The sequence below is a fragment of the Serratia ureilytica genome, assembly GCF_013375155.1.
Taxonomy (GTDB): Bacteria; Pseudomonadota; Gammaproteobacteria; order Enterobacterales; family Enterobacteriaceae; genus Serratia; species Serratia ureilytica.
In genome coordinates, this window is record NZ_JABXOF010000010.1 from 110,395 (window position 1) to 131,047 (window position 20,653).

Here is a 20,653-nt window from a genome sequence, read left to right on the forward strand (position 1 = left end):
CGCGACCAGGGCTGCCTGATTAATATTAACGATTATCCGATACCTGAGTGTTGCGTTCAAGTATTCACCGCATTTGTTGTATTTTCTTTACTTGTTTTCTCCGCCGCTTCCCGCGCCAACTGCGCCTCCTGCCGTTGCAGGGTGCGCGCCAGGATCGACGAATACAGCGGCTTGCCGCCGAGCAGTTGCGCCACCACCGTAGCGCCGAGGCAGGTGATGATCATCGGTAAAATCAGCTGGTAGTTGTCGGTCATTTCCAGCACCAACACGATACCGGTCAGCGGGGCGCGCACCGTGGCGGCGAACAACGCCCCCATGCCGGCGATGGCGAAAGTGCCCGCCTCGATGCCGTACTGCGGGAACAAATGCGCCCCCGCCAGCCCGAAGGCGGTGCCGAACAGCGTGCCCAGCGCCAGCATCGGCGCAAAGATGCCGCCCGGCGCGCCGGAACCGAAGCACAGCAGCGTGGTGAAGATGCGGGTAATGAAAATGAACATCAACATGCCGACGCTGTAATTGCCCGCCGCGGCGATCGGGATCAGCCCAAAGCCGCCGCCCGCCGCCTCCGGCTGGATCAGCCCCAGAATGCCGCACACGCCGCCGAGCAGCCCGCCCATCAGCAGCACATTGCGCATTCTGCCGCCGTGCAGGCGCGCGAACATGTCCTGAGTGCGAAAGATCAGCGCGTTGAATCCCACACCCACCGCGCCGAATATCGCGCCCAGCACCAGATAGAGCCACAAGGTGTTGATGGGCGCCGAGGCGAGTTTGCCGACCGCGATCACCGAGCCTTGGCCGTTGAACAGCTGGAACACCACGCTCGACATGATAACGCCGATAAACACCGCTTTAATCGAGATCAGGTTGTAGCGAAACTGCGGCCGCATCTCTTCGATGATAAACAGAATGCCGGCCAGCGGCGCGTTGAACGCGGCGGACAGCCCGGCGGCGGCCCCGGTCGCCAGCAGCGAATGGCGCGCCTCGGCGCCGCGAATGCGCAGCACGTCCAATACCATGCGCCCGACGTTGCCGCCCATCTGTACCGTAGGCCCTTCGCGCCCCAGCACCATGCCCGCCCCCAGCGTTCCCATGCCGCCGATGAATTTCACCGGTATCACGCGCCACCAGCGCACCGGCCGCAGCTCCTCCAGCGCGCCTTCGATCTCCGGAATGCCCGAACCGCCAGCCTCAGGCGCAAAGCGCCGCACCAGGTAATAACCCAGCGCCGCCAGCGCGGCGGACAAGATAAACGCCAGCGGCCACACCAGGATCCAGAAGTCGGCGACCTGCGCCAGCGAAGCCAGCCGCTGCTGCTGCACCCACTCCACCGCTTTATCGAAGGCCACGCCGAGCAAACCGGCCAGCGTCCCCACCAGCGCGGCCATCAACAGGATCGCCACCGGCGTTTTATCGCGGCGGATAAACTGGCGCACCGCATCGCTGCGGCTAAGACGCGGGCTCAACGTCCCGACTGGCTGTGATTGTGATTCTGTCATCGCGAGTGATTCGTCAGGTAATTTGTAATACAAATAGGCAGGGCGATAATTCTACCCCAACCCGGCGGCGGGCGCTGCCGTTAATGGTATCTGACTGTGATCGTTTCATAACGCGGCGCTCTCCTCTAGAATAGCGCGGTCAAATCATTCAAAAGAGAATCCAGGAGCCGATTTATGAGCCTACACAGCAAGTCCGAAAGTCTGTACGCCCAGGCGCAACAGTTGATCCCCGGCGGGGTAAACTCTCCGGTGCGTGCATTCACCGGCGTGGGCGGTGTGCCGCTGTTTATCGAGCGCGCAGACGGGGCTTACCTGTTCGATGCCGACGGCAAGGCCTATATCGACTATGTCGGTTCCTGGGGACCGATGGTGCTGGGGCATAACCACCCGGCGATCCGCGACGCGGTGATCGAAGCGGCGCAGCGCGGCCTGAGCTTCGGCGCGCCGACCGAGATGGAAGTCAAAATGGCGCAGCTGGTCACCGAACTGGTGCCGACGATGGATATGGTGCGCATGGTGAACTCGGGCACCGAAGCCACCATGAGCGCTATCCGCCTGGCGCGCGGCTACACCAACCGCGATAAAATCATCAAGTTCGAAGGCTGCTACCACGGCCACGCCGACTGCCTGCTGGTGAAAGCCGGCTCCGGCGCGCTGACCCTCGGCCAGCCGAACTCACCGGGCGTGCCGGCCGACTTCGCCAAACACACCCTGACCTGCACCTATAACGATCTGGATTCGGTGCGCGCCGCCTTCGAACAGTACCCGTCCGAGATCGCCTGTATCATCGTCGAGCCGGTCGCCGGCAACATGAACTGCGTGCCGCCGCTGCCGGAATTCCTGCCGGGCCTGCGCGCCCTGTGCGACAAGTACGGCGCGCTCTTGATCATCGACGAAGTGATGACCGGCTTCCGCGTCGCGCTGGCCGGCGCGCAATCCTATTACGGCGTCGAGCCGGATCTGACCTGCCTCGGAAAAATCATCGGCGGCGGCATGCCGGTGGGCGCCTTCGGCGGCCGTCGCGAGGTGATGGACGCGCTGGCGCCGACCGGCCCGGTCTACCAGGCGGGCACCCTGTCCGGCAACCCGATCGCCATGGCGGCGGGCTACGCTTGCCTGACCGAAGTGTCGCAGGTTGGCGTGCACCAGACGCTGACCGAACTGACCGAGATGCTGGCCGCTGGCCTGCTGCACGCGGCGCAGGAAGAGAATATTCCATTGGTGGTCAACAACGTCGGCGGCATGTTCGGCCTGTTCTTCACCGACGCGCCGGCGGTCACCTGCTACCAGGACGTGATGCAGTGCGACGTGGAACGCTTCAAGCGCTTCTTCCACCTGATGCTGGAAGAGGGGGTGTATCTCGCGCCGTCCGCCTTCGAAGCGGGTTTCATGTCCGTGGCGCACAGCAAGGAAGACATCCAGCGCACCATCGACGCCGCGCGTCGCTGCTTCGCCAAGCTGTAATCCCGGCCGGATGGCCAAAAAGAAACGGGCGCCGAGGCGCCCGTTTTGTTTTTCACGGCGGTTTACAGCAGCGTGCCGTAAATGGTCAACAGCGCCACCACCACCACGATGATCATCGTCACCTTGCGCGCCAGCGTCACCGCCGCCCGCGGCGTTTGCACCGGGTCCATATGCGGATCGCGCGCCAGCGAGAACTGCGCCAGCCGCGTCAACACCTGATACGACGACGAATGCCGATCGCCGAGTGAGGCGAACCAGGCCGGCAACGCGCGCTCGCCGTGGCCGAACAACGCATAGGCCACCCCGGCCAAACGCACCGGGATCCAGTCCAGCCAGTTCAGCAGATGATCAATGCCCGACTGCGAACGCTCCAGCGGCGTATTGTGGCGCGCCAGCCAGGTTTGATAGGCGCGCAGGAAGGCATATCCCGCCAGCGCGATCGGCCCGTACGGCCCAAAGACCACGAACCAGAACAGCGGCGCCAGGTAATAACGGAAGTTGATCCACAGCAGCGCGTTTTGCAGCTCGCGCAGGCGCAGCTCTTCACTGCAGTCCACCGGCAAACCGTGGATCAACGCCAGCTCTTCCGCCATCTGATCGCTGGCATGGGTATCCCCCTGCCGCGCCGCTTTCAGGTAGGCGCGATAGTGTTTGCGCTTGATGCCGGCGCCGACGCACAGCAGATCGATGACGATCCACAGCAGCAGCGTCACCACGCCGAAGAATAACCCGTGCGACAACCACAGAACGCCCCAGACGATCACCATCCAGGCGGCGGTCATCGCCAGCGTCTGCGCCAGCGAAACCCGATGCAGCCGCTGAAATACCACTTCGAGGCGATGATCCAGCTGCCAGTGTTCCCCCAGCTTGAACAGGCGCTCCCAGGCCAAAACCAGCAACAGCGTAAACAGCGTCATTAGCGATTCCTCTCCCTTTTTCTTGTCTCAAGCATAGCGTCGGCGGGCGCGCCGCGTTGTTCCAGAGATGCCAGATAGCGATCCCAATCGAACGCCGGCCCGGGATCGGTTTTGCGGCCGGGGGCGATATCGCAATGCCCGGCGATATGCGCCGCCAACGGCGGATAGTGTTCGGCCAGCAGCGCGGTGACCGCCTGCAGCGTGCGATATTGCGCCTCGGTGTAGGCTAACTGGTCGGTGCCTTCCAGCTCGATGCCGATGGAGAAATCGTTGCACCGTTCGCGCCCCTGATACAGAGAAACGCCCGCGTGCCACGCGCGCTGGTCGAAGGGCACATACTGCACGATCTCCCCGTCGCGGCGGATCAGACAGTGCGCAGACACTCGCAGCTGATGGATCTCGGCGAAATAAGGGTGCTGCGCGGGATCGAGCGTGCCGGTGAACAGCTGGTCGATATAGGGGCCACCGAATTCGCCGGGCGGCAGGCTGATGTTATGGATGACCAGCAGCGAGGGCGGCTCGTCATCCGGGCGCCGATCGCAGTGCGGCGAAACCACTCGCGTCACCCCGACAATCCAGCCATTTTCCAACTGCATCAGACACCTCTCTGCGGTGGTACTTATTCCTGCAACAGAGTAGCATGTTCCCCTACGAACTAACCGTCCATTTCGGAGTTTTCCATGCCGACACGCCGCTACAGTGCCGACCGTCGCCGCACCGAGCTTCTTGAACGTATTGAAAGTGATATTCCCTATTCCGTCGCCCAGGCGCTGCGCGAAGACCTGGGAGGTGAAGTTGACGCCGGGCGCGATATTACCGCGCAATTGTTACCGGCGGACAAGCAGGCCGAAGCCACCGTCATTACCCGCGAAGCCGGCGTGTTCTGCGGCCGCCGCTGGCTGAACGAAGTCTTTATTCAGTTGGGCAACCAGGTGCAGGTGGAGTGGCTGGTGGCAGACGGCGACCGTCTGATACCGAACCAACCGCTTTGCCGGCTGCGCGGCCCTGCGCGGGTGCTGTTGACCGGCGAGCGCACCGCGCTGAACTTCGTGCAGATGCTCTCCGGCGTGGCGACCGAGGTCAGCCGCTACGTGGCTCTGCTGGAAGGCACCCAGACTCGCCTGCTCGATACCCGCAAGACCTTGCCCGGCCTGCGCACCGCGCTGAAATACGCCGTGCTGTGCGGGGGCGGCAGCAACCACCGGCTGGGGCTGTCCGATGCCTTCCTGATCAAGGAAAACCACATCATCGCCTCCGGCTCGATCAAAAACGCGGTGGAAAAAGCCTTCTGGCTGCACGCCGACGTGCCGGTGGAAGTGGAAGTCGAGTCGCTCGATGAGCTGCAGCAGGCGCTGGACGCCGGCGCCGACATCATCATGCTGGACAACTTCAGCGTCGAGATGATGCGTCAGGCGGTCGCCCAAACCCAGGGCCGCGCCCAGCTGGAGGTGTCCGGCAACGTCACCAGCGAGACGCTGCGCACCTTCGCCGAGACCGGCGTGGATTACATTTCGGTCGGCGCGCTGACCAAACATGTGACCGCGCTCGATCTGTCGATGCGCTTCAAATGATCCCCTCGCCCCCGGCCGCCGCCGGGGGCGTTAACGCAGATTTGCGAAGCCCCTCGCACCGTTTTTTCCTCCGCTGCAAACGACATCAATACTGATGGAAGTACGCCGAGAAACGCGTAAAACCCGCTCGCCGTTCCCCCGCGCAAACCGCTACCGTTGTCTTCCACACCCTTATGGAGGAAACAACGCATGGAAACGCAACGCGGCTTTAGCCTGATCGAACTGATGGTGGTGATCGCCATCATCGCCATCCTCAGCGCCATCGGCATTCCCGCCTACCAGCGCTACATCCAGAAAGCGGCGATGACCGACATGCTGCAAACCATGGCGCCGTATAAGCTGGCGGTCGAGCTGTGCGTACTGGATGAAGGCGCGCCCGCCGGCTGTGAAGCAGGCAGCAAAGGCATTCCCACCGGCGGCGCGTCGCGTTACGTCAGCGGGGTGAAAGTCGTTAAAGGCGTAATCACGCTGACCGGCACCCAAACGCTGCAGGAGCTGGCGGTGGCGTTAACCCCCAAGTCGAACGCCGATGGGCTGACCCGCTGGACCCGGCTGTGCAGCAGCGAAAACGCGACGCTGGTTGAGGTGTGCCGGGAAGTCTTCCGCTTCGACGACGCGGCGGAGTAACGGCGATGAACGCGCAAATCAGCGAAGAGGTTCACACCCTGTGTCGGCGCTATCAGGCGCTGGCGTTGAGCGAGGACCCGACCACCCTGACGGTCGCGCTCAGCGAAGAAGCGCCGCAGGGGCTGCTGGCGGCGCTGCGTTTCGCCACCGGCAAACGCATCCATCTGGAACAATGGCCGGCGGCCAGGTTGGAGCTGGCGCTTAACCAGCGCCACGAACCGCTCTCGGCGCCGCTGGCGGCCGAAGAGGACACAACCGACATCGCCTACCCCGACGACGGCGATGCGCCGGTGGTGCAATTCATCAACCAGACGCTGCGCCTGGCCATCCAGCGCCGCGCCTCGGACATCCACTTCGAGCCTTTTCGGCAGCATTTTCGCATTCGTCTGCGCATCGACGGCGTGCTGCAAACCCTCGCCTCACCGCCGCCGCAGCTGGCCGCGCGCCTCGTCGCCCGGCTGAAGATCCTCGGCCAGTTGGATATCGCCGAGCGCCGTCAGCCTCAGGACGGGCAGCTCAGCCTGACGCTGGACAGCGCGCGCTATGCCATGCGTATCGCCACTCTGCCGACGCTGCACGGCGAAAAGGTGGTGCTGCGCGTGCAGCAGGGCGAGCAACAAGAACTGCCGCTGGATCAGTTAGGCATGAGCCGGGCGGATCTGGCGCGCTACGCGACGGCGCTGGCCTGCCCGCAAGGGTTGATCCTGGTGACCGGCCCGACCGGCAGCGGCAAAACGGTGACGCTGTACAGCGGTCTGCGCCAGTTGAACGATGCGCAGAGCAACCTGTGCAGCGTCGAGGATCCGGTCGAGATCCCGCTGTTCGGCGTTAATCAGACCCAGATCAACGCCAAAACCGAGCTGAGCTTCGCCCGGGTGCTGCGCGCCCTGCTGCGCCAGGATCCAGACGTCATCATGATCGGCGAGATCCGCGATGCGGAAACCGCCGAGATCGCGGTCAAGGCCGCGCAAACCGGCCACCTGGTGCTGTCGACGCTGCATACCAACTCTACCGGCGAAACCCTGACGCGGCTGATGCACATGGGGATCCCCGGCTACCTGCTCGCCGGCTGTCTGAAGCTGATCGTCGCGCAGCGGTTGGTGCGCAGACTGTGCCGCCACTGCCGCTATCCGCACAGCCAGCCGACGCATTTTCCCAGCGCGATCTGGCCGGAACCGCTCACTGTCTGGCGCGCCGATGGCTGCGAGCATTGCTTCGGCGGTTACTATGGGCGCATCGGCGTGTATGAACTGTTGGCCATTACGCCGGAAATACAGGCGGCATTGCTGGCGATATCCGCTCCCAGTCTGCTGGCGGATATCGCCCGCGAACAGGGGCAGCTTTCGCTGCTGCAAGCGGGCCTGGCGCTGGCCGCCGAAGGCACGACCTCGCTGGAAGAACTGTACCGCGTGATCGACGTCGTCCAGCCTGGCATAGCCGCGCCATGAAAGCGCGCCGGCTGTTTCTTTGGCAGGCTTTCGACGCACAGGGCGCCTTACGCCGCGGCGAACTGATGAGCGAGGAAAAACGGCAGGTGAGCCGGTTGCTGATCGAACAAGGCCTGCAACCGTACCGAATCGGGCACGGCAAACGCGTTACGCCCGGCCAATGGCGTGGAGAACCGTTAATCCACTTCACCCGCCAGCTCGCCACTCTGCTGCAGGCGGGGTTGCCGCTGGTCAATGCGCTGCAGTTGCTGGCAGCAGAGCATCCTTCGGCAGCCTGGCGCTGCCTGTTGCGCCAGCTGGCCGACCAGGTGCGCGAAGGGCAACCGCTTTCCGAAACCCTCGCCGAACAACCGGGGATTTTTCCCCTGATCTATCGCCAGCTGATCGCCATCGGTGAACTGACCGGCAACCTCGATCGCTGCTGCCTGCAGCTGGCGCAACAACAGGAGGCCCAGTTGCTGCTGCGCCGCAAGGTGACCAAAGCGCTGCGTTATCCCCTCTTCATCTGCGCGGTGGCGCTGATGGTCAGCGTGTTGATGCTGGTGATGGTGCTGCCGGAATTCGCCAAGGTTTATCAATCGTTCGATGCGCCGCTGCCCTGGTTTACCCAAGGGTTGCTGGCATTGTCTGCGCAGTTGATCGCCACCGGCCCCTATCTGGCGCTGCTGCTGGGCGCGTCGCTGTTCGGCTATGGCCGCTGGCTGCACCCGCGCCCGCCGTGGCGCAGACGTGAACAGGCTCTCTTGCTGCGCCTGCCGCTGATCGCCCGGCTGGTGAGCGGCGGCGCGCTGAGCCAAACATTTCGCATCCTGACCATGACCCAACGCGCCGGGCTGACGCTGGTGGAAGGGTTGAACGCGGCGGCGTTGGCGGCTGACCATCTGCTGTACAAACAGGCGCTGGAGCAGGTGCAACGGCAGATCGCCGAAGGCGAAGCCTTTCATCATGCCCTGGGCCTGCAACCGCTGTTTCCGCCGCTGTGCCGGCAGCTGGTGCGGGTGGGCGAAGAGTCCGGTTCACTGGACGCCTTGCTGGATAAATTGGCGCAGTGGTATGAACGGCAGACGCACGAGCTGGCCGATACGCTGGCGCAAACGCTGGAGCCGCTGCTGATGCTGGTAGTAGGTGGGATTGTCGGCGCTTTGGTGATCGCCATGTATCTGCCTATCTTTCAACTGGGCAGCGTGTTGGGATAAGGGTAAAAGGATAGCGGGCGCCGCGGTGCGCTGCGCCCGAATGCAAGGTGCGGCTTATTTGCTGCCGAAGACGCGGTTTTCCTGCTCCGCCACGCGGATAAAGGTGGTGCGCTTGGTCAGCTCTTTCAAACGCTCGGCGCCGACGTAGGTGCAGGCGGAACGCAGGCCGCCGAGGATATCACGCACGGTGAACTCCACCTCGCCTCGCAGCGGCAGCTTGACGGTTTTGCCTTCGGCCGCGCGATACTCCGCCACGCCGCCGACGTGGCGCTTCATCGCTGACTCGGAGCTCATGCCGTAGAACAGCATGAATTTCTCGCCGTTCTCTTCCACCACGGTGCCTTCGCACTCGTCGTGGCCGGCCAGCATACCGCCCAGCATCACGAAGTCCGCGCCGCCGCCGAAGGCTTTGGCGACATCGCCCGGCACCGAGCAGCCGCCGTCGCTGACGATTTGGCCGCCCAGCCCGTGGGCCGCATCGGCGCATTCGATCACTGCCGACAGCTGCGGATAGCCCACGCCGGTCTTCACGCGGGTGGTGCATACCGATCCCGGCCCGATGCCGACTTTAACGATGTCGGCGCCGGAGAGGATAAGCTCCTCCACCATCTCGCCGGTCACTACGTTGCCGGCGCAGATGACGTGATTCGGGCAGGCTTCGCGCGCTTTCTGCAGGAAGGCGACGAAGTGTTCAGAGTAGCCGTTGGCCACGTCGATACAGATGAATTTCAGCGCCGGAGACAGGGCCAGGATCTGCTGCATTTTGGCGAAGTCGGCTTCTGAGGTGCCGGTGGACACCATCACGTGGCGCAGCACCGATTCCGGCATGCGCTGCACGAAGTCAGCCCATTGCTCGACGCTGTAATGTTTGTGTACGGCGGTGAGAACGTCGAAAGAAGCCAGGGCCTCAGCCATGCGGAAGGTGCCCACCGTGTCCATGTTGGCGGCGATAATCGGCACGCCGGACCAGCTGCAACCTGAATGCTTGAAGGTAAACTGACGTTCCAGTTCAACCTCGGAACGGCTTTTCAACGTGGAACGCTTAGGGCGGATCAACACGTCTTTAAAGCCTAACTTCAAATCTTCTTCAATACGCATGACTTATGATTTCCTGGTTAATGGCGACGGATCGCAAGGAGGATATTCGAACCTCTGCCCGACCGCTTTCCCGTGGCGCGGAAAGATGACGGCGAGATTAATGCCAGTTCCAGTGACGTTATAATACGCGCTAATAATCGCCGAACAAGACTGCGAATTCGCCTTTATTTACGCTACAATCCGACAAATTTACCTGCATAATCGCAGTGTGATTGCCCGCTCATTTCTGCCGTGCCGCTGCGCTTTTTCTCGCCGTCCAAACGGGGCCGAGGCGCAAGCGCCGCCTGCCGACTTGCACTTCTGCGCGATCGCTTTATGATTCGTCTATTATTTTTTTATGAACATCGGATGCACCTAACACCATGGCCTACATTGTTGCGTTGACCGGGGGCATAGGCAGCGGCAAAACGACCGTTGCGAACGCCTTTGCGCGCCACGGCGCAGCCATTGTCGATGCCGACGTGATCGCCCGTCAGGTCGTTGAGCCGGGCACCCCTGCTCTGGCCGCGATCGCCGAGCGATTTGGTAATGAAATGTTGCTGCCGGACGGCGCGCTCAACCGCGCTGCGCTGCGTCAGCGCATCTTCAGCCGCCCCGATGATAAAACCTGGCTGAACCAACTGCTGCATCCGCTGATACACCGCGAGACCCAACGCCAACTGGCGCAGGCGGCCAGCCCGTACGCGCTGTGGGTCGTGCCGCTGCTGGTGGAAAACGGCCTGCAGGATCGCGCCGACCGGGTGCTGGTGATCGACGTCGACACCGAAACCCAGTTGGCTCGCACCATCGCGCGCGACGGCATCAGCCGCGAGCAAGCGCAGAGCATTCTCGCCGCCCAGGCCACGCGCCAGCAGCGCCTCGCCGTGGCGGATGACATTATTGACAACAGCGGCGCCGCTCAGGGGATAGAGCCACGGGTCGCCGCACTGCATCGTCGCTACCTTGAACTGGCGGCAACAGCGCCCCAACAGGATTAAACTGCATGAGTGATGTTTCCCCAACCGTTCTCTTTGAACACCCGCTGAACGAAAAAATGCGTACCTGGCTGCGCATCGAGTTTTTACTGCAACAGCTGCACGGCCAGCGCGCCCTGAGCGAAACCGCCATCGCCCTTACCTTTTTCCGCACCGTCTCCGATTTGCTGGACGTACTCGAGCGCGGCGAGGTACGCACCGAACTGCTCAAAGAGCTGGAGCGTCAGCAGCAAAAACTGTTGGCCTGGGCCGATGTGCCGGGCGTGGATATGGCGCTGATCGAGCAGTTGCGCGGCCAGTTGAAATCGCGTTCATCGGCGCTGATGGCGGCACCGCGCCTCGGTCAGGCACTGCGTGAAGACCGGCTGATCGGCCTGGTGCGCCAGCGTCTGAACATTCCCGGCGGCTGCTGCAGCTTCGATTTGCCGACCCTGCACATGTGGATGCATGCGCCGCAGCAGGATCGCGATGCCGACGTCGCCGCTTGGCTGCAGTCGCTGGATCCGCTGAACCAGGCGCTGATCATGGTGCTGGATCTGATCCGTCAGTCGGGGCCGTTCCGCAATCAAATCAGTCTGAACGGCTTTTTCCAGGACAACGCCGAAGGGGCGGACCTGCTGCGCCTGCGCCTTCATCTGGCGCCGCAGCTTTATCCGCAAATTTCCGGCCACAAGACGCGTTATGCCATTCGTTTCCTGCCTTTGGACAGCGAACATGGCATGGTGCCTGAACGCCTGACGTTCGAACTGGCCTGTTGTTGAACTCATGAAAGCAAGCCTTCTCAGCACCGCCAGAAGGCGTAAGGAACCGTTATGACGACCGTAGTGAAATGCCCAACCTGTGGCACCGGCGTGGTTTGGGGCGAAGTCAGCCCGTTCCGGCCGTTTTGCAGCAAGCGCTGCCAGCTGATCGATCTTGGCGAGTGGGCCGATGAAGAGAAGCGCATTCCGAGCAACAGCGATCTGTCGGAAAGTGAGGACTGGAGCGAACTCGACGACCGCTAATCGCCGATTGAAGGCCTGGCGCACGCCAGGCCGATAGTGTTATTGCGCGGCACCAGCCTGCGCCACCAGCAGTTGGATAATGCCGGCGTTGGCTTCCGGGAACTCGTCTTCACGCAGCTCCGCCTGTTTTACCCAGCGCATCGGCTGCCCCTCACGGCCAAACGGCTCGCCCGTCCAATGCTCCACCAGATAAAAATTCAGCGTCACGATGCGATCGCTGAAGCGATGTTCCACCACCTCCAGCAGTTCGGCCCGATCGGCTTCGATACCGGTCTCTTCACGCAGCTCACGGCTCAGCGCCTGTTCCGGCGTCTCACCCGGTTCGATCTTGCCGCCGGGAAACTCCCAAAATCCGGCCATGTGCGCGTCAGCGGCGCGGCGCGTAATAAAGATCTCCCGTTGAGCATTGCGGATGATGCCCACGGCGATATTCAGATGTTTCATCTCACCCTCCTGATGGGTGCCAAAAAACAGGGGCTCAGCAAGCTGAACCCCCGGGTATTATCGGTCAACCGCGGCCGGCATTACTGCAGGCGGCCGTGGCACTGCTTGTATTTCTTGCCGGAACCGCATGGGCAAGGATCGTTGCGGCCCACTTTGCGCTCGGCGGTCGCCGGCGCGTTCGGATCTTCGGTCACCAGCGCGTTCTCGTCGTGGTGGCTCAGCTGTTGCTGCTGCGCCAGACGCTCGGCCTCTTCACGGCGCTGCTGTTCCAGCGCTTCCACCTCTTCCGGCATCCGCACCTGTACCTTGCTCAGCACACTGATCACTTCATATTTCAGCGATTCCAGCATGGTGGCGAACATGTTGAAAGATTCGCGCTTGTACTCCTGCTTCGGATCCTTCTGCGCATAGCCGCGCAGGTGGATGCCCTGACGCAGGTAGTCCATCGCCGCCAGGTGCTCTTTCCACAGGGAATCCAGCGTCTGCAGCATCACGCCCTTCTCGAAGTTGCGCATCATTTCGCTGCCGACCACTTCTTCCTTACGCAGGTACTGCTCTTTGGCGTTCTCCAGAATACGTTCGCGCAGCGTCTCTTCGTGCAGCTCCGGCTCTTTGTCCAGCCACTGGGCGATCGGCATCTCCAGATCGAAGTCGTTCTTCAGGCGCTCTTCCAGCCCCTGAATATCCCACTCTTCTTCCAGCGACTGCGGCGTGATGTAGTTGTCGATGGTGCTCTTGAACACGTCCTCGCGGATGCTGGCGATGGTTTCGCTCACGTCGGACACGTCCAGCAATTCGTTACGCTGGCTGTAGATGGCGCGGCGCTGATCGTTGGCGACGTCGTCGTATTCCAGCAGTTGCTTACGGATATCGAAGTTGCGGCTTTCCACTTTGCGCTGCGCGTTGGCGATCGCCTTGGTCACCCACGGGTGCTCAATCGCTTCGCCTTCTTTCATGCCCAGTTTACGCATCATGCCGGACACGCGATCCGAGGCGAAGATACGCATCAGGGCATCTTCCATCGACAGGTAGAAGCGGGATGAACCGGCGTCGCCCTGACGACCGGAACGGCCGCGCAGCTGGTTATCGATACGGCGCGATTCATGGCGCTCGGTGCCGATGATATGCAGGCCGCCCGCCGCCAGCACCGCGTCGTGGCGCTCTTTCCAGGCGGCTTTGATAGCTTCGATCTGCTCTTCGGTCGGTTCTTCCAGCAGCGCCACTTCGGCCTGCCAGCTGCCGCCCAGCACGATATCGGTACCACGGCCCGCCATGTTGGTGGCGATGGTCACCGCACCGCTCTGGCCGGCCTGGGCGACGATGTCCGCTTCCATGGCGTGGAATTTGGCGTTCAACACCTTGTGGTCGATGCCCGCTTTGGTCAGCTCTCGGGACACCACTTCGGATTTCTCGATTGAGATGGTCCCCACCAGCACCGGCTGGCCTTTGGCGGTACGCTCGCGGATGTCTTCAATGATGGCGCCGATCTTCTCTTTCTCGGTCATGTACACCAGATCCGGCATATCCTTACGGATCATCGGACGGTTGGTTGGCACCACGATCGTGTCCAGCTTGTAGATCGAGCTGAATTCGAAGGCTTCGGTATCGGCGGTACCGGTCATCCCGGCCAGCTTCTCATACAGACGGAAGTAGTTCTGGAAGGTGATAGAAGCCAGCGTCTGGTTCTCGTTCTGGATCTCCACGCCTTCTTTGGCTTCCACCGCCTGGTGCAGACCGTCGGACCAGCGGCGGCCCTGCATGGTACGGCCGGTGTGCTCATCGACGATGATCACTTCGCCGTCTTTCACGATGTAGTCCACGTCGCGGGTGAACAGCACGTGAGCGCGCAGCGCGGCGGTAACGTGGTGCATCAGCATGATGTTGGTCGGCGAGTATAGCGATTCGCCTTCATCCATGATGCCGGCTTCCACCAGCATCTCTTCAATCAGGATCAGGCCGCGTTCGGTCAGGTGTACCTGACGCGCCTTCTCGTCCACCGAGAAGTGCCCTTCACCTTTGAAGGTGTCGGAGTCTTCTTTTTCCTGGCGGATCAGTTTAGGGATCAGCTTGTTGACCTTGATGTACATCTCGGAGCTGTCTTCTGCCGGGCCGGAGATGATCAGCGGCGTACGCGCTTCATCGATCAGGATGGAGTCCACCTCATCCACCAGCGCATAGTGCAGTTTGCGCTGCACGCGCTCTTCCGGGCTGAACGCCATGTTGTCGCGCAGGTAGTCGAAGCCGTACTCATTGTTGGTGCCGTAGGTGATGTCGGCGGCGTAAGCTTCGCGCTTGGCCGGCGCCGGCATGCCCGGCAGGTTGATGCCGATGCTAAGACCGAGGAACTCGAACAGCGGACGGTTGTTTTCGGCGTCGCGCTGCGCCAGATAGTCGTTGACGGTCACGACGTGCACGCCGCGGCCGCTCAGGGCGTTCAGATAAGCCGGCAGCGTCGCGGTCAGGGTTTTACCTTCACCGGTGCGCATCTCGGCGATGCAGCGGTCGTTCAGTACCATGCCGCCCAGCAGCTGCACGTCGAAGTGACGCATGCCGAACACGCGCTTGCTCGCCTCACGCACCACGGCGAAGGCTTCCGGGATCAGGCTTTCCAGCGATTCGCCCTTCTCCAGGCGCGCGCGGAATTCGTTGGTTTTCGCTTTCAACTCGTCATCGGACAGCTTTTCCATGTCCGGTTCCATGCGGTTGATTTGCTCAACCACTTTGCGCATGCGGCGCAGGGTACGATCGTTACGGCTGCCAAAAACTTTGGTTAATAATTTCACTAACATGATGTTTGATATCTCTGTCATGACCGCCGAGCGCGGCAGTCAACTTGCTATTATTTATGGTTTTTGTGCCCAAAGGGCGAGATCAGACGAGGGCGACGGGCCCGGCGCGAATGCCCTGCACCTGCGCCACCCACAGGCCGGTCTGGTGCCGCGCCAGCGTTGGCAGCACCTCAAGGTGGGTGTGGCGAATGATGGTCGGCGGCTTCGGCTCGTGCGTCAGCAGCGCGTTGAGAGTAGAAAGCAGCGCCAGTTGCGCTACCTGCAAAGGGGGTTCCGCTTCGGCTTCGCTCTCCTGCACACGCGCATAAACCGCCTGCGGCGCCAGCGCGAAAGAGAGGTGACGAATGACGGTGCGCAGCGCATGTTGCTGCCAATAATCTACGCTGAAGGTAGGACGGCGATGCGCGTCCTGCAGCAGGGCCAGGCTGTTGAAGGTGCCGTTGGCCGAATTTTGCCGGTTAAGGCTGGACGATGTGCTCGGCAATGCGGCCTGATCGGGTGCGCCGGACAAATTGGAAGGCGCGCCAAGCGTGGCCGCAACCATCCCTAACAGGAGATGGGGCCAGAAATAACGTCTGCCAAATTGTCGCCAACGATTTAGAATACCGATCACGAGTTTATAATCCGCCGGAGCCCATTATGCGCGATAGCCGTCCACAATTATTAGATGTCCTGTTCGACGACGCGTCTGCCGGCAGCAAAGGGCCGCTGCATAACGTCCAGCAACGCGCGGTGGCGCTGCTCAAGCTTAACCGTGCAGTGAAGGGCCTGTTGCCCGCTCCCCTGCATCCCTGGTGCCGCGTCGCGAATTTCCGACAGGGTATTTTAGTGCTCGAAACGGCAAATGCCAGTTGGATGATGCGCTTGCGCTACGAACAACCCGCTTTGCTGTCTGCACTACGAGCGCAAATTCTACCATCATTGTCGTCGATCGACATCAGGATTAATCCGGCCTTGATGGCGAAAGGCAGCAACCAGGTGCAAAACGCCGAAAAAGCGCCGGAAAAACCCGTGCCGATGCGGCATTTGAGTCTGGAGAGTGCGGAAGAGCTGAGGGGATTAGCGAGCCGTAGCCCAGAGAAACTGCGCAAGATATTGGAACGGCTGGCTGCATTGGCCGGAGAGGGTACCAACACAACCAGTCGTGATAAGTAATCAGCGACACGGACTGCAAAATACCGGACAGCCGACACCACACCATCGTGAGCCTGAATTATCAGGCTCTCAGGGGATGCGCCTGCCGTTATTCGCAGGCGAGGAATGCAGACCTTACGCCAATACGGTAGACGGTGCCTTGAATGCCAATGGCATTTCGGCTTCGTCCTGGAAGGTCACGTATTCCCACGCTTCCTGCTTGGCCAGCACGGCCTGCAGCAGTTTGTTGTTCAGCGCGTGGCCAGACTTGAACGCGGTGAACGCGCCAATGATGTTGTGGCCGCACATGAACAGGTCGCCGATGGCGTCCAGCATTTTGTGACGTACGAATTCGTCTTCGAAACGCAGACCGTCTTCGTTCAGCACGCGGTAGTCATCTACCACGATGGCGCAGTCGAAGCTGCCGCCCAAGGCCAGGCCACGGGACTGCAGGTATTCGATATCACGCATGAACCCGAAGGTGCGCGCGCGGCTGATTTGACGCACGAACGACTCAGCCGAGAAATCAAGACGATAGCGCTGAGAGCTGGCGTCGATGGCCGGGTGGTTGAAGTCGATGGTGAAGTCCAGGCGGAACCCGTTATGCGGGGACAGCTCGGCCCACTTGTCGCCATCTTCAACGCGTACGGTCTCTTTCAGACGCAGGAATTTCTTCGCCGAGTTCAGTTCTTCGATGCCGGCATCCAGCAGCAAGAACACGAACGGACTGGCGCTGCCGTCCATGATTGGGATTTCAGCGGCGTCGACTTCGATGACGATGTTGTCGATGCCCAGCCCAGCCAGCGCGGCGTTAAGATGCTCAACGGTCGAAATACGCACGTCATGCTCATTCACCAGGCAAGTACAGAGCATGGTATCACGCACGGATTTTGCATCAGCCGGAAAATCAACCGGTGGATTCAAGTCAGTGCGACGATAGATGACCCCGGTATTAGCCGGCGCTGGGCGCATTGTCAGCGTGACTTTCTTGCCGGTATGCAAACCGACGCCAGTCGCCTGAACAATACGTTTTAATGTCCTTTGTTTGATCATCGTTTTATCTCGCAATGTTATCCATCCTACCAGCCAAGCATACAGCATGGCTGGCGGGACAGTTTAGCACAAAGAGCGGAGATTCCAAATTCTCAGGATATTCTTAGTCTGCCTGTTTACGCAGGAAGGCTGGAATATCTAGATAGTCGGGCTCTTTATTCGGCTGCGCAGCTTGGTCGTTGACCACCTTCGCGGCAGGTTTCACTTCCTGCGGCAGAGGCGACATGCCGTGCTGCTGATAACGGTGATCCATCACCGGCTGGCTGGCCTGCTTATTGGTCACCAGGGTGATTTCAGGACGCTTGTCCATACCGATACCGGTTGCAACCACGGTTACGCGCAGTTCGTCGTTCATTTCCGGATCCAGCGAGGTACCGATAACCACGGTGGCGTTGTCGGAAGCGAACGCACGGATGGTGTTACCCACGGTTTCGAACTCATCCAGACGCAGGTCGAAGCCGGCGGTGATGTTGACCAGTACGCCGCGCGCGCCGGACAGGTCGATGTCTTCCAGCAGTGGGCTGGAGATCGCCATTTCGGCCGCTTCTTCGGCGCGGTCTTCACCGCAAGCCACGCCAGAACCCATCATCGCGTAGCCCATTTCGGACATCACGGTGCGCACGTCGGCGAAGTCGACGTTCATCAGGCCCGGACGGGTGATCAGCTCGGCGATACCCTGCACCGCGCCTTTCAGCACGTCGTTGGCCGCGCCGAACGCGTCCAGCAGGGAGATGCCGCGACCCAGAACTTTCAACAGCTTGTCGTTCGGGATGGTGATCAGTGAGTCCACGTGTTTGGACAGCTCAGCGATACCCTGCTCCGCGAATGCCATGCGCTTTTTGCCTTCGAAGTTGAAAGGCTTGGTCACCACGGCCACGGTCAGAATACCCAAATCTTTAGCCACTTCAGCCACCACTGGCGCCGCACCGGTACCGGTACCGCCGCCCATGCCGGCTGCGATGAAGACCATGTCTGCGCCGTCCAGCGCTGCGCGCAGGGCTTCGCGGTCTTCTTCCGCTGAATTGCGACCCACTTCCGGGTTCGCGCCCGCACCCAGACCTTTGGTAATACCGCTACCAATCTGGATGGTTTGGCCAACCGCCGTTTTGCGGAGCGCCTGGGCGTCCGTGTTCACAGCGAAGAATTCAACACCTTCGATGCGCTCGCGCACCATGTGTTCAACGGCGTTGCCACCGCCGCCGCCGACGCCGATGACTTTAATCACCGCGTCATTGGTTAGTTCCATTGGTTCAAACATAGTTTCTCTCCGTTTTGTGCCTGTCGCTGCGAGATCATAAAAAGATTACTCAGCATGATCTCTTTGTTGAAACATTAAAACTCTTTTCTCAGCCAGCTATTGATGCGTTTAAACCAATTGCCCACCGAGGCGCGTTTTTCTACTTCTGTCTCACCGCTCAGGTGAGACTCTTTTCCATAGTGCAGCAGACCTACCGCCGTCGAGTAGTAAGGCTCCTGCGCATAATCCGTCAGACCCGTGATGTTCAAGGGTTGGCCGATGCGTACCTGGGTGTGGAACACCCGTTGCGCACAGGCTGCCAGGCCATCAATCTGGGCGGCGCCACCGGTCAGCACGATACCGGCCGCCAGATGATGCTTCACCCCTTGCTGACGCAGTTGCTCCTGCAATTGCAAAATTTCATCGTTAACCAGATTCAACAGTTCGGTGTAGCGTGGCTCAATGACTTCAGCCAGCGTCTGTCTTTGCAGACTGCGCGGAGGACGTCCCCCGACGCTAGGCACCTCTACATTCTCATCCTTGCTAACAATCGACCCAAGCGCACAACCGTGTCGAACTTTAATCGCTTCCGCGTCGGTCGGCGGCGTGCCGAAGGCGTAAGCGATATCGCTGGTGACCACGTTCCCGGCGTAAGGGATCACTTTGGTGTGGCGCAGCGCACCGCCGGTGTACACCGCCATATCCATGGTGCCGCCGCCGATATCCACCACGCAAACGCCGAGTTCGCGTTCATCTTCGGTCAGCACCGCGTAGCTCGCGGCCAGACCGGCGAAAATAAGTTGGTCAACTTTCAGGCCGCAACGTTCCACGGCCTTGACGATGTTCTTCGCCATATCGTTATGGCAGGTAATCAGATGCACCTTGGCCTGCATGCGCACGCCGGACAGCCCAACCGGGTTTTTGATGCCTTCCTGATAATCGATGGCGTATTCCTGAGGAATCACGTGCAGGATGCGGTGTTCGTCGCGCACGCGCACCGATTTGGCGGTGTGCACCACGTTCTCCACGTCGTCCTGCGTCACTTCCTCTTCCGAGATAGGCACCATGCCGATTTCGTTCTGGCAGCTGATGTGTTTGCCCGACAGCGCCAGGTACACCGACGAGATCTGGCAGTCCGCCATCAGCTCGGCCTGATCGATGGCGCGCTGTACGCACTTCACCACCGACTCCAGGTCGTTTACGCCGCCCTTATCCATGCCGCGAGACGGGCAGCTGCCCACCCCGATAATGTTGACCATGCCATCGGGCAGAACTTCCCCTACCAACGCGGAGACTTTTGCAGTACCGATCTCCAGTCCAACTACCAGTTTTCTGTCCGTCGACTTGATCATTGTTGTTTTGCCTGTGCCTGATTCTGTTGCTGATTACTGTTTTGCTGACCGCCAAGCGCCTGCGGATCGACCAACACCGGAGCCCACCCTACCGAAGCGCCGGACTCGTAGCGCAGATCGACATAGCTGACACGCTTGCTCTCCGCCTGGCCCTGCTGCTGCAATACCGGGTAAAGCTCGATAAACCGCTGCAAACGCCCGTTGCGGTCATCGCGCCCCAGCTCAAGCCGGACATCGTTGTCCAGCGCCAGCTGCCAGGAATGGCGCGCGGTCATCGCCGCCATTTTCAGCGTATATTTGCTGGCCGCCAACGTGGCGCTCATCGCCCGATAGCCTTCCAGCACATCCTGCTCGCTCCCTTCCGGCCCGTAGAGCAGCGGCAACTTCTGCTTGCCCGCCCGCTCCGCCGGCACGCTGAACGCTTTGCCCTCGGCGTCCACCATGTGCAAATCGTTCCAGCGCGCCACCGGGACATACTCCACCAGATGGATCTTCAGCTCATCCGGCCATTGTTTGCGCACGCTGGCCTGCTTGATCCACGGCAGACGTTCGATCTGCTGCTGGATAACGTCCACATCCTGCGTCATAAAGGTGCCGGGCGCGCCCAGCGCCAGGATCGCCTGACGAATATCATCGTTGGTGGTGTAATGGCGTTCGCCGGTCACCACCAGCCTTGAGAGCGGCAGGCGACTGGCGTCTTTCATCCAGCCAAGCACCGCCCAACCGCTCCACACGACCGTTCCCAACACCATCAGCAGGAAAATCATTCCCGCCAACTGGGTTCCATTGCTGCGACGCGGGCCGTTATCCACCTCGCGATCGCGCGCATTCAGGGCAGCTTGCGACATA

The 20,653-nt window shown here is 61.1% G+C and carries 20 protein-coding genes and 1 pseudogene; 9 read left to right on the forward strand and 12 right to left on the reverse strand.

Going from position 1 to position 20,653, the window contains the following annotated elements; genetic code table 11:
- Positions 1–56 precede the first annotated feature (56 nt).
- The gene (gene clcA / locus HWW83_RS18700) at positions 57–1,496 is read right to left on the reverse strand and encodes a H(+)/Cl(-) exchange transporter ClcA (protein WP_033641864.1); all 1,440 of its coding nucleotides are present in this window, start codon (positions 1,494–1,496) and stop codon (positions 57–59) included.
- A 174-nt stretch (positions 1,497–1,670) separates the two neighbouring features.
- Here clcA and hemL point away from each other — a divergent pair, with 174 nt between their 5' ends.
- Complete coding sequence (hemL, locus tag HWW83_RS18705) at positions 1,671–2,960, forward strand: glutamate-1-semialdehyde 2,1-aminomutase (RefSeq protein WP_015376661.1); 1,290 nt, start codon at positions 1,671–1,673, stop codon at positions 2,958–2,960.
- Between the two features lie 62 nt (positions 2,961–3,022).
- Here the strand turns inward: hemL and ampE are convergent, their stop codons facing one another.
- Complete coding sequence (ampE, locus tag HWW83_RS18710; protein WP_033631795.1) at positions 3,023–3,877, reverse strand: beta-lactamase regulator AmpE; 855 nt, start codon at positions 3,875–3,877, stop codon at positions 3,023–3,025.
- Positions 3,877–4,473, reverse strand: coding sequence for a 1,6-anhydro-N-acetylmuramyl-L-alanine amidase AmpD (gene ampD, locus HWW83_RS18715; RefSeq protein ID WP_025301585.1), 597 nt, complete (start codon positions 4,471–4,473; stop codon positions 3,877–3,879). Before ampD ends, ampE begins: the two co-directional genes overlap by 1 nt.
- 84 nt (positions 4,474–4,557) lie before the next feature.
- Between ampD and nadC the strand changes: the two genes are divergently transcribed.
- From nadC to hofC, 4 genes are all read left to right on the forward strand, one after another.
- Positions 4,558–5,448 (forward strand): carboxylating nicotinate-nucleotide diphosphorylase, encoded by an 891-nt coding sequence (nadC, locus tag HWW83_RS18720; protein WP_025301584.1) that lies wholly within the window; start codon positions 4,558–4,560, stop codon positions 5,446–5,448.
- 189 nt (positions 5,449–5,637) lie between these two features.
- On the forward strand, positions 5,638–6,075 hold the full coding sequence (gene ppdD, locus HWW83_RS18725; RefSeq protein ID WP_176589476.1) for a prepilin peptidase-dependent pilin: 438 nt from the start codon (positions 5,638–5,640) through the stop codon (positions 6,073–6,075).
- Between the two features lie 5 nt (positions 6,076–6,080).
- Complete coding sequence (gene gspE / locus HWW83_RS18730; RefSeq protein WP_122016516.1) at positions 6,081–7,523, forward strand: type II secretion system protein GspE; 1,443 nt, start codon at positions 6,081–6,083, stop codon at positions 7,521–7,523.
- Positions 7,520–8,719: a protein transport protein HofC gene (gene hofC / locus HWW83_RS18735; protein ID WP_033641860.1), complete on the forward strand. Its 1,200-nt coding sequence runs from the start codon at positions 7,520–7,522 to the stop codon at positions 8,717–8,719. Before gspE ends, hofC begins: the two co-directional genes overlap by 4 nt.
- A gap of 54 nt (positions 8,720–8,773) precedes the next feature.
- On the opposite strand, the gene HWW83_RS18740 is transcribed toward hofC, so the two are convergent.
- Positions 8,774–9,817: a GMP reductase gene (locus HWW83_RS18740; protein ID WP_015376656.1), complete on the reverse strand. Its 1,044-nt coding sequence runs from the start codon at positions 9,815–9,817 to the stop codon at positions 8,774–8,776.
- 362 nt (positions 9,818–10,179) lie between these two features.
- Here HWW83_RS18740 and coaE point away from each other — a divergent pair, with 362 nt between their 5' ends.
- Positions 10,180–10,794, forward strand: a complete 615-nt coding sequence (gene coaE, locus HWW83_RS18745; RefSeq protein WP_047025205.1) for a dephospho-CoA kinase — start codon at positions 10,180–10,182, stop codon at positions 10,792–10,794.
- Here coaE and HWW83_RS25865 read toward each other — a convergent pair.
- Positions 10,694–10,924 carry a hypothetical protein gene (locus HWW83_RS25865; protein ID WP_227414610.1) on the reverse strand — a complete coding sequence of 77 codons (231 nt, stop codon included), beginning with the start codon at positions 10,922–10,924 and terminating at the stop codon, positions 10,694–10,696. The genes coaE and HWW83_RS25865 overlap by 101 nt on opposite strands.
- On the opposite strand from HWW83_RS25865, the pseudogene zapD reads away from it, so the two are divergent.
- Together zapD and yacG are read left to right on the forward strand one after the other, a co-directional pair.
- Positions 10,812–11,552: pseudogene (gene zapD / locus HWW83_RS18750) on the forward strand (cell division protein ZapD); the annotation flags it as partial. The gene HWW83_RS25865 and the pseudogene zapD sit on opposite strands and share 113 nt — an antisense overlap.
- 51 nt (positions 11,553–11,603) lie before the next feature.
- Positions 11,604–11,795 carry a DNA gyrase inhibitor YacG gene (gene yacG / locus HWW83_RS18755; RefSeq protein ID WP_025301578.1) on the forward strand — a complete coding sequence of 64 codons (192 nt, stop codon included), beginning with the start codon at positions 11,604–11,606 and terminating at the stop codon, positions 11,793–11,795.
- 39 nt (positions 11,796–11,834) lie between these two features.
- Here yacG and mutT read toward each other — a convergent pair whose 3' ends face one another.
- The 3 genes from mutT to secM form a co-directional block, all read right to left on the reverse strand.
- A complete protein-coding gene (gene mutT, locus HWW83_RS18760) occupies positions 11,835–12,239 on the reverse strand; it encodes an 8-oxo-dGTP diphosphatase MutT (protein ID WP_103101740.1) in 405 nt (134 codons plus the stop codon).
- Between the two features lie 80 nt (positions 12,240–12,319).
- Complete coding sequence (gene secA, locus HWW83_RS18765) at positions 12,320–15,028, reverse strand: preprotein translocase subunit SecA (protein WP_042783690.1); 2,709 nt, start codon at positions 15,026–15,028, stop codon at positions 12,320–12,322.
- An 82-nt stretch (positions 15,029–15,110) separates the two neighbouring features.
- The gene (gene secM, locus HWW83_RS18770) at positions 15,111–15,641 is read right to left on the reverse strand and encodes a secA translation cis-regulator SecM (protein ID WP_033641856.1); all 531 of its coding nucleotides are present in this window, start codon (positions 15,639–15,641) and stop codon (positions 15,111–15,113) included.
- A 26-nt stretch (positions 15,642–15,667) separates the two neighbouring features.
- On the opposite strand from secM, the gene HWW83_RS18775 reads away from it, so the two are divergent.
- Positions 15,668–16,183: a DUF721 domain-containing protein gene (locus HWW83_RS18775; RefSeq protein WP_004932751.1), complete on the forward strand. Its 516-nt coding sequence runs from the start codon at positions 15,668–15,670 to the stop codon at positions 16,181–16,183.
- A gap of 114 nt (positions 16,184–16,297) precedes the next feature.
- Here HWW83_RS18775 and lpxC read toward each other — a convergent pair whose 3' ends face one another.
- From lpxC to ftsQ, 4 genes are all read right to left on the reverse strand, one after another.
- The gene (gene lpxC / locus HWW83_RS18780) at positions 16,298–17,215 is read right to left on the reverse strand and encodes a UDP-3-O-acyl-N-acetylglucosamine deacetylase (protein ID WP_004932754.1); all 918 of its coding nucleotides are present in this window, start codon (positions 17,213–17,215) and stop codon (positions 16,298–16,300) included.
- Between the two features lie 103 nt (positions 17,216–17,318).
- Complete coding sequence (gene ftsZ / locus HWW83_RS18785; RefSeq protein WP_004932757.1) at positions 17,319–18,473, reverse strand: cell division protein FtsZ; 1,155 nt, start codon at positions 18,471–18,473, stop codon at positions 17,319–17,321.
- Positions 18,474–18,547: 74 nt separating this feature from the next.
- Positions 18,548–19,804 carry a cell division protein FtsA gene (gene ftsA, locus HWW83_RS18790; protein ID WP_004932758.1) on the reverse strand — a complete coding sequence of 419 codons (1,257 nt, stop codon included), beginning with the start codon at positions 19,802–19,804 and terminating at the stop codon, positions 18,548–18,550.
- Positions 19,801–20,652, reverse strand: a complete 852-nt coding sequence (gene ftsQ / locus HWW83_RS18795; protein WP_004932761.1) for a cell division protein FtsQ — start codon at positions 20,650–20,652, stop codon at positions 19,801–19,803. Before ftsQ ends, ftsA begins: the two co-directional genes overlap by 4 nt.
- Between the last annotated feature and the right edge of the window lies 1 nt (position 20,653).

Coding starts and splice junctions, on each gene's coding strand:
- ampD (WP_025301585.1), bottom strand. CDS start 4,473: ATGCAGTTGGAAAATGGCTGGATTGTCGGGGTGACGCGAGTGGTTTCG.
- HWW83_RS18740 (WP_015376656.1), bottom strand. CDS start 9,817: ATGCGTATTGAAGAAGATTTGAAGTTAGGCTTTAAAGACGTGTTGATC.
- secA (WP_042783690.1), bottom strand. CDS start 15,028: ATGTTAGTGAAATTATTAACCAAAGTTTTTGGCAGCCGTAACGATCGT.
- ppdD (WP_176589476.1), top strand. CDS start 5,638: ATGGAAACGCAACGCGGCTTTAGCCTGATCGAACTGATGGTGGTGATC.
- gspE (WP_122016516.1), top strand. CDS start 6,081: ATGAACGCGCAAATCAGCGAAGAGGTTCACACCCTGTGTCGGCGCTAT.
- coaE (WP_047025205.1), top strand. CDS start 10,180: ATGGCCTACATTGTTGCGTTGACCGGGGGCATAGGCAGCGGCAAAACG.
- clcA (WP_033641864.1), bottom strand. CDS start 1,496: ATGACAGAATCACAATCACAGCCAGTCGGGACGTTGAGCCCGCGTCTT.
- ftsZ (WP_004932757.1), bottom strand. CDS start 18,473: ATGTTTGAACCAATGGAACTAACCAATGACGCGGTGATTAAAGTCATC.
- ampE (WP_033631795.1), bottom strand. CDS start 3,877: ATGACGCTGTTTACGCTGTTGCTGGTTTTGGCCTGGGAGCGCCTGTTC.
- hofC (WP_033641860.1), top strand. CDS start 7,520: ATGAAAGCGCGCCGGCTGTTTCTTTGGCAGGCTTTCGACGCACAGGGC.
- ftsQ (WP_004932761.1), bottom strand. CDS start 20,652: ATGTCGCAAGCTGCCCTGAATGCGCGCGATCGCGAGGTGGATAACGGC.
- ftsA (WP_004932758.1), bottom strand. CDS start 19,804: ATGATCAAGTCGACGGACAGAAAACTGGTAGTTGGACTGGAGATCGGT.
- mutT (WP_103101740.1), bottom strand. CDS start 12,239: ATGAAACATCTGAATATCGCCGTGGGCATCATCCGCAATGCTCAACGG.
- hemL (WP_015376661.1), top strand. CDS start 1,671: ATGAGCCTACACAGCAAGTCCGAAAGTCTGTACGCCCAGGCGCAACAG.
- HWW83_RS25865 (WP_227414610.1), bottom strand. CDS start 10,924: ATGGCGGTTTCGCTCAGGGCGCGCTGGCCGTGCAGCTGTTGCAGTAAA.
- nadC (WP_025301584.1), top strand. CDS start 4,558: ATGCCGACACGCCGCTACAGTGCCGACCGTCGCCGCACCGAGCTTCTT.
- lpxC (WP_004932754.1), bottom strand. CDS start 17,215: ATGATCAAACAAAGGACATTAAAACGTATTGTTCAGGCGACTGGCGTC.
- HWW83_RS18775 (WP_004932751.1), top strand. CDS start 15,668: ATGCGCGATAGCCGTCCACAATTATTAGATGTCCTGTTCGACGACGCG.
- yacG (WP_025301578.1), top strand. CDS start 11,604: ATGACGACCGTAGTGAAATGCCCAACCTGTGGCACCGGCGTGGTTTGG.